The sequence below is a fragment of the Holophagaceae bacterium genome, assembly GCA_016720465.1.
Lineage (GTDB): Bacteria > Acidobacteriota > Holophagae > Holophagales > Holophagaceae > JANXPB01.
Genome location: JADKKO010000004.1, coordinates 1136813 through 1149806, shown reverse-complemented (window position 1 = coordinate 1149806; position 12994 = coordinate 1136813). Strand labels below are relative to the sequence as shown.

Below are 12994 nucleotides of genomic sequence, written 5' to 3'. Positions count from 1 at the left end.
TCCGTTTCAGACTGGATTCGGTTCCGGGGCGCGGATGTAGGCACCCCCAGGATTCTACTGCCTATCCGTTCTTCCTCACGAACTCTTCCATGAAGTCCACGAGGGTTTCCACGTCCTTCACGCTCACGGCGTTGTAGGTGCTTACGCGGATGCCACCGATGTCGCGGTAGCCCTTGAGGCCCACCATGCCGGCCTTCTTGGTTTCGCTGACGAAGGTGGCGGTGAGGTCTTCGGTGGGCATGAAGAAGTCCACGTTCATGACGGAGCGGTCGGCCTTTTCGGTGACGAAGCCCTTGTAGAAGCCCGGGTGCTTGTCGATGCAGCCGTAGAGCAGGCTGGCCTTCTGCTGGTTGTTGGCCTCGATGGCCGAAAGTCCGCCGATGGACTTGTTGTAGGCCAGCACGTTCCGCAGAAGGTAGATGCCGAAGGTCGGGGGCGTGTTGTAGAGGCTGTCCTTCTCCGCGTGGATCTTGTAGCGCAGGTAGCTGGGCAGGTCCTGGGCCTCGCACAGCTCCAGGAAATCCTCACGGATGATCGTCACGGTGACGCCAGAAGGACCGAGGTTCTTCTGGGCCCCGGCGTAGATCAGGCCGAAGTTCGACACATCAAAGGGCCGCCACATGATGTCCGAGCTCATGTCGCAGACATAAGGCTTGTCGGTCTTCGGGAACTCCTTCCACTGCGTGCCTTCCACGGTGTTGTTGGACGTGAAGTGCACGAAACCGCTGTCCTGGCCTATGTTCAGCTCCTCGGCCTTGGGCAGGCGGGCGAATTTCAAATCCTTGCTTGAACCCGCCAATCGAACATTTTCCCCGCCCACGAGCTTGGCTTCCTTGTAGGCCTTCTCCGCCCAGTTGCCCGTGACGATGTAGTCGGCCTTGCGGCCGCCCCGCAGGAGGTTCAGCGGGATCATGCCGAAGGAGAGATGCGCTCCGCCCTGGAGCAGCAGCACCTTGTAGTTTCTGGGGATGTTCATCAGTTCTTTGGTGAGGGCGATGGCCTCGTTGTGCACCGCCTCGTACTCCTTGGAACGGTGGCTGACTTCCATGACGGACATGCCCGTTCCGGCGAAGTCGAGCAGTTCCTCCTGGGCGCGCTCCAGGGCGGGCAGGGGCAACCCGGCGGGGCCGGCGTAGAAGTTGATCACGCGATGGGTCATGGCTCGCTCCTATTTTCCAAACCTGGTGAGGATGTCCACGACGATGTTGCCGATGCGGAGCAGGTTCTCCTTGGTGCTGCCGCCGATGTGGGGCGTCATCAGCACGTTCGGGGCGCTCAGCAGAGGCGAGGCGGCATCGGGCGGATCGTTGTAGTACACGTCGGTGGCGTAGGCCCCCACCTTTCCGGATTTCAGGGCGTTCGCGAGATCCTCCTCCACCACCACCTTGCCCCGGCAGGTGTTGATGATGACGACGCCGTCCTTCATCAGGTCGAGGTGCTGCTTGTTGATCAGACCCTTGGTCACATCGGTCAACGGCGTGTGCAAGGAGATGTAGTCGGCCCTTTCGAGCACCTCATCGAGCCGCGCGGCCACCTCGCTGGCCAGGGCGGAGCCCAGGATGAAGGGATCCACGCCGATGACGTTCATGCTGAAGGCGTGGGCCCGCTTGGCCACTTCCTGCCCGATGAGTCCCATGCCGACGATCACGAGGGTCTTGTCCTTCAGTTCCGTGCGCTTCAGCTCCTTTTTAAGCCACTTGCCGTCCTTCATGCTGTTGTGGGCTTCGACGAGGCAGTTCGGCACCGCCAGCATCAGCGCCATGGTGAGCTCGGCCACGGACACACTGGAAGCCTGGGGGGTGTTCTTCACCACGATGTCGCGGGCCTTGCAGGCTTCCCGGTCCACGTTGTCCAGGCCCACCCCGCCCCGGATCACGAGCTTGAGGGCCGGGGCCTGGTCCACCACCTCTTTGGTGACCTTGGTCTTGGAGCGGATGAGCAGCACGTTGGCCTCCTTGAGGCGGGCCATGTCCTGGGTGACTTCTCCGAACTGGGCCAACCGTCCCGGAAGGCTGGGATCGAAGGCATCTGCGATGAGGATCAGCATGGGGACTCCTGTGTTGTCTTTGTCAATCCATTCAACTTTTCGACTTTTCAACTTTTTAACTTTTCGACTTTTTGACTTCTCAGCCTTCGTACATCCGCACCAGCAGGCCCGAGCGCAGCTTGGGTTCGAACCAGGTGGATTTCGGCGGCATGACTTCACCGGCGTCGGCCACGGACATGAGCTGGGTGAGCGACGTTGGATAGAGCGAGAAGGCGACGGCATAGCCTTCCTTCACCCGGCGCTCCAATTCATCCATGCCGCGGATGCCCCCCACGAAATCGATGCGGGTGTCGGTCCGGGGATCCTGGATGCCGAGGATCGGCGCCAGCAGGTTCTCCTGCAGGATGCTGACGTCGAGGCCGCGCACCGGGTCGGACGCGGGAAAGCTGCCCGGCTTGGCCCTCAATCCGTACCAGGTGCCGCCCAGGTACATGCCGAAGGTGTTGGGTTCTTGGGGGCTGCGGTGGGCGGAGATGGCCACCTCGAACTTCTCCTTCACTTTGGCGATGAAGGCGTCCGGGTCGAGTCCGTTCAGATCCTTCACCACGCGGTTGTAGTCCATGATCTTGAGCTGGTCGTGGGGGAAGACCACGGCCATGAAGCTCTCGAAGGGTTCGTCGCCGGAGGCGCCAGCCGCAGCCTTTCGGCGGGCCTGGCCGTAGCGGATGGCGGCCGCGGTGCGGTGGTGGCCGTCGGCGATGTAGAGCGCGGGAACGCCATTGAACAGGTTCACCAGTTCCCGGACCACGGTTTCATCGTGGATGACCCACACGGTATGGCCGATGCCGTCGGGCGTGACCACGTCATAGACCGGCGGGCCCTTCCGCACATCGTCCACGATATGGTCGATGTAGGGAACGGCGCGGTAGGCCAGGAACACGGGCTCGGCATTGGCGGCCTGTTCGGTGACGTGGCGGGTGCGGTCGTCCTCCTTGTCCTGGCGCGTGAACTCATGGCGCTTGATGGCGCCCGTCTCGTACTCGGATACCGAGCACAATCCCACGAGCCCGGCCTGGACGTGGCCGCCCATGCGCTGCTGGTAGACGTAAAGGCAAGGCGCGTCCTCCTGGACGAGGGTGCCATTCTCGATGAGCTGCTTCAGATTGGACACGCCCTTGGCATAGACCTCGTCCGCGTGGATGTCCGTCTGGTCCGGCAGGTCGATCTCCGGGCGGCCCACATGGAGGAAGGAGTGGGGATTGCCCTCCGCCAGCGCGCGCGCCTCCTGGGTGTTCACCACATCGTAAGGCACCGCCGCCACCTGGGCGGCGAGGTCGGGCCGGGGGCGGTGGGCTCGAAAGGGCTTCAACTGCGACATGGACACCTGCCTGGGGAGGGGGCCCGGGACAGGGCCGCACATCCGTCATTATTCCCTGGGGGCCGCCCTTCCGGCTCCCTGAAATACCTTCTGTGACGAAAGTCTTTTCCCCGGGCAATCACGATGGAGCGGATTGCTTCCGGCCGGACTGGGCGGATGGGCCGGACCTGGATCCGGTCCTAGGCCTTCATGGGCGGCCTTCCTCGTGCTCCGCGCCGGTCTGCGTGCGGGCGGCCTGGTCGGTGATCATCGCCACGTTCATGAGCAGTTCCGCCACCGGCAGGTCGATGATCCGGTCCATGCGGCAGGCCTCGACGAATTCGATTTCCGGGCGGTCCCAGGAGAGGATTTCGTAGGCGGCGACGATGCCCTCGTGTTCGCGGTAGGCGGCGCTCACCACCTCGCCCTGGCGCAGGTACACCATACCGACCCGCCCATTGCTGCGGACCGTGAGGGTGCAGGTCTTCTGTTCCCAGTTGAGCAATTGCAGGAGGCTGCCGAGGCTGATGCCCTTGACCAGGCCCTCGGCCTTGCGCTGCGCCGCGGCCCGGATCTCTTCCATCAACACCGAAAGGCGCGGGGGTTTGGACAGGATGCGGATGGCGCCCAGATTCAAGGCCTCCTGGCCCGCCTTGGGTTCCGGCAGCCCCGATACCACCAGCACCGGGATGGAGGGGTACTTGGCCGTCAGGCGCGTGATGAGCGTGAAACCGTCCATGACAGGCATGTTCAGGTCCGTGACCACCACATCCACATTGTTGGCCTTCAGCGCATCCAGGGCCTGTTGCCCGTTTTCCGCCAGCAGGAACTTGAATTCGTGCAATCCCCGGAGTCCTGCGCTGTAGAAACGCAAGGTGCTGACCTCGTCCTCCACGAAGAGGACGGTTTTCAGCGTAGCTTTGTCCGGCTCGGGGGAGGGGCTGCGGGGAAGTGCCATGATGGGTAGAGATTAGCGTGGACCGCGCTTCCTTTCCGGCAAGAAATGAGATTTTCGGCGGCCGCTCCCGGCCTGATCGGTGGAAACAGGGTTTTCAGCGCATCAACGCTCCCGGCCCTTGGCAATCTTCTTCACGGGCAGGGGCTCGCGGTCCACGACCTCCAGCACCGCCCGGAGATCCGAAGGGTGCTCTTTCATCCATTGCTCCGCCCAGGGGGCGACCTTCCCATCTTCGTAATCGCGTTCCTTCCGTTTCTGCGCCACCAGGGACTCGATCACGGCCGCATGGATGTCCGACGGTTTGGGCGGGATGTGGCCTTCGAAGATGGGCAGGGCGAAATAGTCCCGCACGGTCCGCTCGGCTGGCTTGCCCCAGATGGCGTAGGTCCGGTCCCGGGGCCCGCCCACGGGCTTCTGGTTGAGATGCTCGCCGTAGAGGTAATAGAACACCGCTTCGCCGTCGGACCAGTTGCGCAGCACGCCGAAGGCCCCCTTCAGCAACTGGTCCTGCAGGGCCAGATCCAACGGTTTGTCCGTGCGGAAATCCCAGGGCCCCACGTGGGCGTGGGCCACCGAGGGGTAGCCCACCTCCGTGATCATCACCGGCCGATTGAACCGCGCCTGGAGGGTCCGCGCTTTGTTCACAATCCACCACCACTCGTCGCGGATCTGCTCGGGGCGCGGATATTCATCGTGCTTGGCGATGGGATCATAGGTGTTGATGCCGATGACATCCAGGCAGCCGCCGAAGGTGAAACTGTCGTGGCTGTCGAAGTTCACGCTGTAGGCGACCTTGCCGCGGAACACCTGGCGCACCGCGTCCACCAGGGCGCGCCAGCGGTCCGGAAAGGGATGGGTGCTGGCCATCTCCGTGCCCACGCTGTACCACTCCGCGCCGCCCTGCTGGGCCAGTTCCGCGAGGCGCACGTTGAAGGCGGTGTAGTTCTTCCACCAGGCGTCCCAGTCCCTGGGCCGGATGTTGCCCCGCCACCATTTCTCGTTGTCCGCTTCGGCCCGGAGGTTGATGGTGGGGAAGAACATCATGCGCAGGCCGCGGACCTTGGCCTGTCGGAAGGTGCGCAGCAGGGCCTCGTCGGTAGGGCTGCTGGTGGGATGTCGCACCACTTCATTGGAATCGTAGCGATCCATGCGGTAGATGGCCTGGAGGCTGACACAGGTGGCACCCGTGGCCGCGATGCGGTCCAGCTCTTCGCGGTAGTCGTAGTCGGGCATCCCCGCATAGAGTCCGAGCACCATGCCCCGGGGCTGAGGCGTGAGGCGCCGCTTTTCCCGGCGGCGGACCTGGATCAGCGCGATGGGCAGCGCAAGGATCGTGCACCAGGCGAGGACCTTCTTCAGCATCCGGGCGCGGCCTCAGCGGTCCGCTCCACCCGCACCTGGAGGATCCGGGGGCCTTTCATGCGCATCACCGTGAGCCTCGCGCCTTCGACGGCCACCTGGTCGCCTGCCTCCGGGACCCGGCCCAGGCGGGCCATGACGAGGCCCGCCACCGTGTCGAAGCCATCGCGCTCGAAGGAAAGCCCCATGCGCTGTTCCAGATCTTCCACGTGGACCTTGCCCGAGACGATGAACACGCCCGGCTCCTGCTCCATGATGTCCACGGCGCCCTCGTGCTCGTCCCGGATCTCGCCGAAGACTTCCTCCAGCAGATCCTCCACGGTGACGAGGCCCGACACGCCGCCGAATTCATCGATGACGATGGCCATCTGAGCGCGGGCCCGTTGGAGGTCCCGCAGCAATTCCTCGATGGGCTTGCTCTCGGGGACGAACTGGGCCGGCTTCATGAGGCCTCGCAGATCCAGGGCCTGGGACTCGGAATGCTGCAGCAGGTCCTTCAGCAGCAGCACCCCCACGACCTTGTCGATCCCTCCGTCATAAAGCGGGATCCGCGAGTGGCGGCTTTTCCGGAAGGCGGACCAGGCTTCGCCCGCGGACGCATCGGCGGGGAGGGCCACCAGGGCCGTCCTGGGCGTCATCACTTCCCGCACCACGGTGTCGCCGAAGCTCACGACATTGCGGATGAGGGCGCTGTCGGTCTCTTCGAGGATGCCCTCGGCTTCCCCTTCTTCCAGCAGCGCCGTCACGGCGTCCTCGGTCGCGTCCTCGTCGTCCGCATCCCGCGCCAATTCCTGTTCCTGCCGCTGGCGCTCGATGACCCGGGCGATCGGCGCCACCAGTGGAAACAGGAGGCGGTGGAACGGCGCGTAGATGGGGAACAGCCGGACGATCCAGGCCGCCGGATTCCGGCAGGTCAGCAGCGTCGGCAGGGCCAGATCGAGGGCCCAGAGATAGACCAGGGCCGAAGCGGCCAGGGCCCATCCGCCGCCGGGCAGGATGCCATGGAAGGGCCAGATGAACAGCAGCAGCAGGGCGAGCAGGATCTGGCTCCAAAAGCCAAGGCTCATGCGCAGGATCAGCGGCCGCGCCATCAGCCCCGCCAGCACCGGGTCCGCGATGGCCTCTTCCTCCAGCAGCCTGCGCCGCTGCACCGAGGACAGGGAATGGAAGGCCGCCAGCAAGGTAGCCATGCCGGCGCGGTAGATCAGGAGCGCGGCCACGGCGAAGCCCAGCCAGAAATGGATGTTGCTGCTGCTTGGATCGGTCACAGGAGTAGGTTATCAGCTATGAGCTATGAGCTATGAGCTATGAGGGGTGCGCCTTTGGTGCACTGGATGATGCGGCCTTTGGCCGCCGCCAAATTGAACATCGAACCTCGCACCTCGTACCTCAGGCCTAATTTCCCCTGCGCTCAATTTGTTCCCTGATCTTGACTTTGGCCTCATCACTGAGCTTCACGCGCCGGCGTTCGGCTTCGCGGAAATATTCGTCGGCATTTCGAGTCAGGCCGTCGGGCGTGGACGGAAGCAGCTTCCGGGCCCTGGCGGCGTTGAGGAACACATAGGGCTCCCGGGCCAGCTCGGGGCTGCGCAGGTAGTAGCGGAAGGTCCACCAGCCCCCGGCCAGGAACCAGATGGCCAGGGCCGAAACGGCCAGGTGCTGGAGCTGCCTCATGCGCTCAGCGTCCTTGCGGACCCGCTGCCACCACAGGGCAACTGCGATGTTGGCGCCGATGACCAGGGCCGTCAGGAGGAGCGTCATCGGCCAACCCTGGGTGTTCCAATCCAGGCCCGTGATGGCCAGCACGGGCTGGGCCAGGAGCAGTCCGAAAATCAAGTTCAGGTGCAGCATGTAAAGCAGCAGGGATTCCTTGCTGGCCGCGCCGATCCAGTTCGCGCCCTTCAGCTTGCGGCGGTATCCCTCGATCAATCCGAAGCAAGCTCCGCCCATGCAGATCCAGCCCAGGCGGTCCGCCACGCTGGGCAGCGTCGTGTTGTGCAGGCTCTTCAACTCGTTCCAGGACCACTGGCCATTCAACAGCCAGGCCTTGGTGCCGGGATCCTGGACCCAGGTCCCCTTCCAGAGCCAGTCCGCCTTGGCATGGCTGCCCCAGGCCCACAGGGCCAAGCCCGCTATGAACAGCGCGGCCAGGAAGCGCCCCTCGGTCCAGGAAGCCTTGCCTTCCGAGTTCTCCTCCTGCCGCGCCCAGCGGTAGGCGCCCCCGAGGAACGCGCCGAATCCCACGAAGGCGAACCATGGAAAGAGCGGGAAGAGCGCCTGCACTCCGCGGTCGGCATTGCCGTTGAACAGCCCGCGGACCGGCAGCCAGAGCCCATCCGCCATGCCATGGGCCCAGAGGTAGGGAGCCACGAAGGGAATGTAGATGGCCAAGGCCAGCGCCACGAAGGTGAAGATCCGCGGCCGTTTCAAGGCCCTCGCCAATCCCTGGAGGATCAACAGCGAATAGACGATGCACTGCATCACGTCGATCTTGAACAGCTCCCGCCATTTGTGCTGCGTGGCGAGCACGGTCCATTCCGCCAGCGTCAGGCCCGGCGCGTGCAGCGCGTAGGCGCAGGCCAGGATGAAGAGGTAGCGCTTGAAGCTGTCTTTGAAGGGCCGGAGCGTGCCGTCGGACCGGAAGGTGGAAAGCACCAGGCTGAAGCCCGCGCACATGAGGAAACTGGGCGCCACCAAGCCGTTCAGGTAGTTGAGCCAGTCCGGCCGCCGGCCCAGGTCCAGCCACACATTCACGCAATGGACTTCCATCATCACCAGCACGGCCCAGCCCCGCAGCTGGTCCACCCAGTCGCAGCGTTTGGAGGGCGCGCAGTCTTCCCAGAGGGCTTGGTTCATTTGGATTCCAGTGGATGATCCAGCCTGCCCGAATCCCGGTCCCAGCGCAAAGCCGCCAAGCCCAGGATCCGCATGGGACCGAGACAGGTTCTCCTTGACCCTGGCGGACCCCTGGGGCATCTTCAGAGATCTTCACCTGAAATCCAGGGCAACCAGGCCGTAGGTGGGGACCTGAACGCCAACCCAAATCTATTTATAGCAGACGGCCTTCAGCCGTGTTGTCCCGCAGGAGATGCCCGTGGCCGACCGCCCACCGACCAGGAACCAGTATTTCGCCACCAAGTCATTGAAGCTTCTGCTGGAGGAAGCCGAAGGCGAAGGCGAGAACCGGCTCCGCAGGATCCTCGGCCCCGTGCAGCTCACGGCCCTCGGCATCGGGGCCATCATCGGCGCCGGCATCTTCGTGGCCACCGGAGCCGCCGCGCACAACGTCGCGGGGCCATCCCTCATGCTCTCCTATGTGGTGGCTGGCATCACCTGCATCTTCGCGGCGCTCTGCTATGCGGAATTCGCAGCCATGGTGCCGGTGGCCGGCTCGGCCTTCACCTACGCCTATGCCACGCTGGGCGAGCTGTTCGCCTGGATCATCGGCTGGGACCTGGTGCTGGAATACGCCGTGGGCAGCGCCACCGTGGCCACCGGCTGGTCGGGCTACTTCCAGAACGTGCTTGCCAAATTGGGGATCCATGTCCCCAAGCTCCTCACCGAATCCCCCTGGAAATACAACGCGGCCACGGGTGGATTCGATTCCACAGGATCCTTCATCAACCTTCCGGCCGTCATCATCGTGATCATCGTGACCGCCGTTCTGGTGAAGGGCATCCAGGAAAGCGCCAACTTCAATGCCGCCATGGTGGGCATCAAGGTGGCCGCCGTGCTTTTCGTGATCGGCGTGGGCGCCTTCTTCATCGAGAAGGCCAACTGGAATCCCTTCGCGCCCTACGGCTGGACAGGCCTCAGTTTCTTCGGCCACCACATCGCCGGACAACTGTCGCCCACCGGCGAACCCCGGGGAATGCTCGCCGGAGCCGCCATCATCTTCTTCGCTTATATAGGCTTCGATTCGGTTTCCACCCACACGGAGGAGGCGAAGAATCCGAAGCGCGACGTGCCCATCGGCATCGTGACTTCGCTCGTCGTATGCACCATTCTCTACATCCTGGTGGTGGCTGTGCTCACCGGCATGGTCAAGTACGACCAGCTCGACACCGCCGCACCGGTTTCCCTCGCGTTCGCAGCCAAGGGCATCGGATGGGCCGAGGGCCTGATCGCGACCGCAGGCGTGGCGGGCATCACCTCCGTGCTCCTGGTGATGATGCTCAGCGGCCCCCGGGTCTTCATGGCGATGGCGCGCGACGGACTGGTTCCCAAAGGGTTCTTCGGCGATGTGCACCCCCGCTTTCGGACGCCTTGGAAATCCACCATCGCCATCGGCGTCTTCGTGATCTGCCTGGCCGGGTTCCTGCCCATCGATGCGCTTCTGCACCTCACGAACATCGGCACATTGTTCGCTTTCGTCATCGTATGCGGGGCGGTGCTCATCATGCGGCGCACGAACCCCGATGCCGAGCGCCCCTTCCGCTGCCCCATGGTGCCGGTGGTGCCGATCATGGGGATCCTGATGTGCCTGTTGTTGATGTTCTCCCTGCCTGCCGCGAATTGGCTGAGGCTCCTCGCCTGGCTGGCGCTGGGCATGGCGATCTACTTCTTCTACGGCCGCCACCACAGCGTGATCCGCAAGCAGATGGAGTCGGGGGAAGTCTAGTGCCCTCATTCGAAATGCCGAAAAAGCTCCCCTTCCTGGGAGCTTTTTTGCGTCTGCGTAGCGAAGCACTGCGGTGCCGATGCTGCCTGGGCGAGCTTCGGGAAGGTTCAGAAGCGGGACTATGCGGACGCTGCTGGTCGGGTCTCGCGCCGCTGCCGCCGGACCGCTGCGGGCGTTGCGCCCTGGCCCACGGCAGCGATCGCGAATGTCCTGAACCCGTGGCCTGGACCCATGGCGACGCGCTGTGGGACTACCACAGCGGCCGGCCGGCCCTGGGCGCGTTGCTCATGCCCGGCATCAAGGCCGGCGAATGGGGCTGGCGGGCGGCGCTGCTGGGCCGCGCTGGAACAGCGCCTCTACCGGAATTCGCTTCGGGAGTGGACCTCGTCACCACGGTGCCCGCCCACCCCTGGCGCAGATGGAGCCGGGGCTTCGATCTGGCGGAAGACGTGGCCCGGATCCTGGCTGGACGCATCGCGAAACCCTTTGCGCCGCTGCTCCGGAAATCCATCCGAAGTCCGCGCCAGGCGGGCCTTCCGGAAAGCAGGCGGCGGCGCCTGCCCCAGAAAGCCTTTGCGTTGGATGGACGCGCGGATATCAAAGGCAGGACCATCTTGCTGGTGGACGATGTCTGGACCACGGGCACCACGCTGCTGCGCTGCGCGCAGCGGCTCCGGAAAGCCGGGGCCACGGAAATCCGCGTGCTGACGCTATTCCGGGCGCTTTAAGAGCGTGTTTTAGCGGGCGGGCGGGCGGGGCGCCCCCCCCCCGGGCCCCCCCCCCCCCCCCGGGGGGGGGGGGCGCCCCCCCCGCCCGCCCCCCCCCCCCGCCCGGGGCGGGCCCCCCCCCCCCCGCCGGGGCCCCCGGCCCCGGGGGGGGGGCGCCCCCGCCCCCCGGCCCCCCCCCTCCCCGCGCCCCCGCGCCCCCCCCCCCCGGCGCCGCGGGGAATTATACAACACGCTCTAAGACCACGAAGGCCATGGCGATGTCCCCATCGTGGCTGATGGAAGCATGGATGCGCGAAATGCCGCGGGAGGCGAGAAGGCCTTGCAGGTTTCCTTCCGGCCACAGTTTCCCGTTCATGTAGCGCAGCGATTTCCAGGACCATCCGCTCAGCCCCAGCCCAAGGGCTTTTCCGAAGGCCTCCCTCAGCGCCCAGCGTCCCGCCAGCCGTTCCGCCAGGCGCTCCCGGTTCCCCCCGAGCAGGTAGGCGGCCTCGTCCGCGTGCAGGAATTTGTTCGCGCACTTCTCGGCGCCGAACCGTTCGACCAGATGCTTCCACCGCGAAGGCGGACATAGATCCGTGCCGAGGCCGATGATCACCGCAGCTCCCGCGCGTACCAGCGGTCGCACCCGCCATGGCCCGTGGCTCCCATGGGCGCGCAGAGCTTCTTGAAACCGAGCTTTTCATAGAGGCGCATGGCGGCGTCCATGCCGCTCAGGGTTTCCAGGTAGCAGGTTTGATAACCCAGCTCCGTTGCCACGGAAAGGCAGTGGCGCAGCAGCTTTTCACCCATGCCGAGGCCGCGGGCTTCATCCAGGAAATACATCTTCCGCAATTCACAGACGCCGGGTTCCCCGCCTTCGAGCCTGGCGATGCCGCCCCCGCCGATGACGCGGCCATCCTCCGCTTCAACCACGAAATAGGCCGCGCCCGGAACCGAATAGGCCGCGCGCATTCCATCCACTTCCGGATCATGGATGGCGAAGCCAGGACCGTCCGCCCCGAACTGCGGCATCACCGTGCGGATGATGGCGGCCACTGCGGCATCGTCCTCGGGGCGGATGGGGCGGAAGGTCATCTTGGCGGCCATGGTTTATTGAAACCACAGATGCGCAAAGAAAGAAGCCACGAAGAATCACCAATCGGGCACAAAGACACCATTCGTGACCTTCGCGTGGCATCCTGGCCGAGAAACCTGGACAGGATCGCTCTCAGAAATCCAACCCCTCCGCCCTGAGCCCCAGCACCGGAAAAGCGCTGCGCGCCTCGCGCACCTTCGCAGCATCGATTTCCGCGAAGACGACCGCCTCCACTTCGCCCGCCTCGGCCAGGACCGCGCCATCGGGCGCCACGACCATGGAGCCGCCGCAGAAGTCCGTGCCATCGGCGCCCCGGCCCACGCGGTTCGATAGTGCGAGGTAGGCCTGGTTCTCCATGGCGCGGGCCCGGGCGAGGGTGCGGAGGGTTTCGCTGCGCGGATGGGGCCATTCGGACACCACCAGGAACATCTCCGCGCCGTCCACCGCATCGCGGCGGTACATTTCCGGGAAACGCAGGTCGAAACAGATGCTGAGCGCGGTCTCGACACCAGCGATGCGCCGCCGGACCCGGTGTTTGCCTGCCGCCAGATGAAGGTGCTCCTGCATGGGCCGGAACAGGTGGCCTTTATCGTAATGGACCGGCGGCTCGCCATCCGGGGGAAAGGCCCAGAGCCGGTTCACGAGGTGCCCCTCGGCGTTCTGGCTGATCATGCTGCCGGCGATCCAGGCCTGGTTCGCCTCGGCCAGTGCCTGCAGATCGCCGCAGATGTCCGGAGTCGAGTTCCGGGCGGCATCGCTCCAGCAGCCATGCGCGTAACCCGTTGTCCACAGCTCCGGAATGACGTAAAGATCCGCCCCGGGGTTGGCGTTGATCAGCTCAGCGGCGCGGCACAGATTGACGGCCGGATCACCGTCCACGATCTGCATCTGGACGATGGCGGCCCGCAT

At 64.9% G+C, this 12994-nt stretch carries 12 protein-coding genes; 2 read left to right on the top strand and 10 right to left on the bottom strand.

Features of this window, described 5'->3' with window-relative positions:
• Positions 1-61 precede the first annotated feature (61 nt).
• From serC to IPQ13_12420, 7 genes are all read right to left on the bottom strand, one after another.
• Entirely contained in the window at positions 62-1159 is a 1098-nt protein-coding gene (gene serC, locus IPQ13_12450; protein MBL0211701.1) for a 3-phosphoserine/phosphohydroxythreonine transaminase, read from the bottom strand.
• A gap of 9 nt (positions 1160-1168) precedes the next feature.
• On the bottom strand, positions 1169-2047 hold the full coding sequence (locus IPQ13_12445) for a hydroxyacid dehydrogenase (protein ID MBL0211700.1): 879 nt from the start codon (positions 2045-2047) through the stop codon (positions 1169-1171).
• A gap of 79 nt (positions 2048-2126) precedes the next feature.
• A complete protein-coding gene (locus tag IPQ13_12440) occupies positions 2127-3365 on the bottom strand; it encodes a DUF1015 domain-containing protein (GenBank protein MBL0211699.1) in 1239 nt (412 codons plus the stop codon).
• Positions 3366-3552: 187 nt separating this feature from the next.
• Positions 3553-4302 carry a response regulator gene (locus IPQ13_12435; protein MBL0211698.1) on the bottom strand — a complete coding sequence of 250 codons (750 nt, stop codon included), beginning with the start codon at positions 4300-4302 and terminating at the stop codon, positions 3553-3555.
• 102 nt (positions 4303-4404) lie between these two features.
• Positions 4405-5664, bottom strand: a complete 1260-nt coding sequence (locus IPQ13_12430) for a hypothetical protein (protein MBL0211697.1) — start codon at positions 5662-5664, stop codon at positions 4405-4407.
• Positions 5658-6929 (bottom strand): HlyC/CorC family transporter, encoded by a 1272-nt coding sequence (locus IPQ13_12425; GenBank protein ID MBL0211696.1) that lies wholly within the window; start codon positions 6927-6929, stop codon positions 5658-5660. The genes IPQ13_12430 and IPQ13_12425 overlap by 7 nt, the downstream gene beginning before the upstream one ends.
• Positions 6930-7056: 127 nt before the next feature.
• Positions 7057-8517 carry a DUF1624 domain-containing protein gene (locus IPQ13_12420; protein MBL0211695.1) on the bottom strand — a complete coding sequence of 487 codons (1461 nt, stop codon included), beginning with the start codon at positions 8515-8517 and terminating at the stop codon, positions 7057-7059.
• 232 nt (positions 8518-8749) lie between these two features.
• Between IPQ13_12420 and IPQ13_12415 the strand changes: the two genes are divergently transcribed.
• Entirely contained in the window at positions 8750-10282 is a 1533-nt protein-coding gene (locus tag IPQ13_12415; protein ID MBL0211694.1) for an amino acid permease, read from the top strand.
• Positions 10282-11010: a ComF family protein gene (locus IPQ13_12410; GenBank protein ID MBL0211693.1), complete on the top strand. Its 729-nt coding sequence runs from the start codon at positions 10282-10284 to the stop codon at positions 11008-11010. Before IPQ13_12415 ends, IPQ13_12410 begins: the two co-directional genes overlap by 1 nt.
• A gap of 220 nt (positions 11011-11230) precedes the next feature.
• On the opposite strand, the gene IPQ13_12405 is transcribed toward IPQ13_12410, so the two are convergent.
• The 3 genes from IPQ13_12405 to IPQ13_12395 form a co-directional block, all read right to left on the bottom strand.
• On the bottom strand, positions 11231-11605 hold the full coding sequence (locus tag IPQ13_12405) for a holo-ACP synthase (GenBank protein ID MBL0211692.1): 375 nt from the start codon (positions 11603-11605) through the stop codon (positions 11231-11233).
• Positions 11602-12096, bottom strand: a complete 495-nt coding sequence (locus IPQ13_12400; GenBank protein MBL0211691.1) for a GNAT family N-acetyltransferase — start codon at positions 12094-12096, stop codon at positions 11602-11604. Before IPQ13_12400 ends, IPQ13_12405 begins: the two co-directional genes overlap by 4 nt.
• 121 nt (positions 12097-12217) lie before the next feature.
• Entirely contained in the window at positions 12218-12994 is a 777-nt protein-coding gene (locus IPQ13_12395) for a carbon-nitrogen family hydrolase (GenBank protein MBL0211690.1), read from the bottom strand.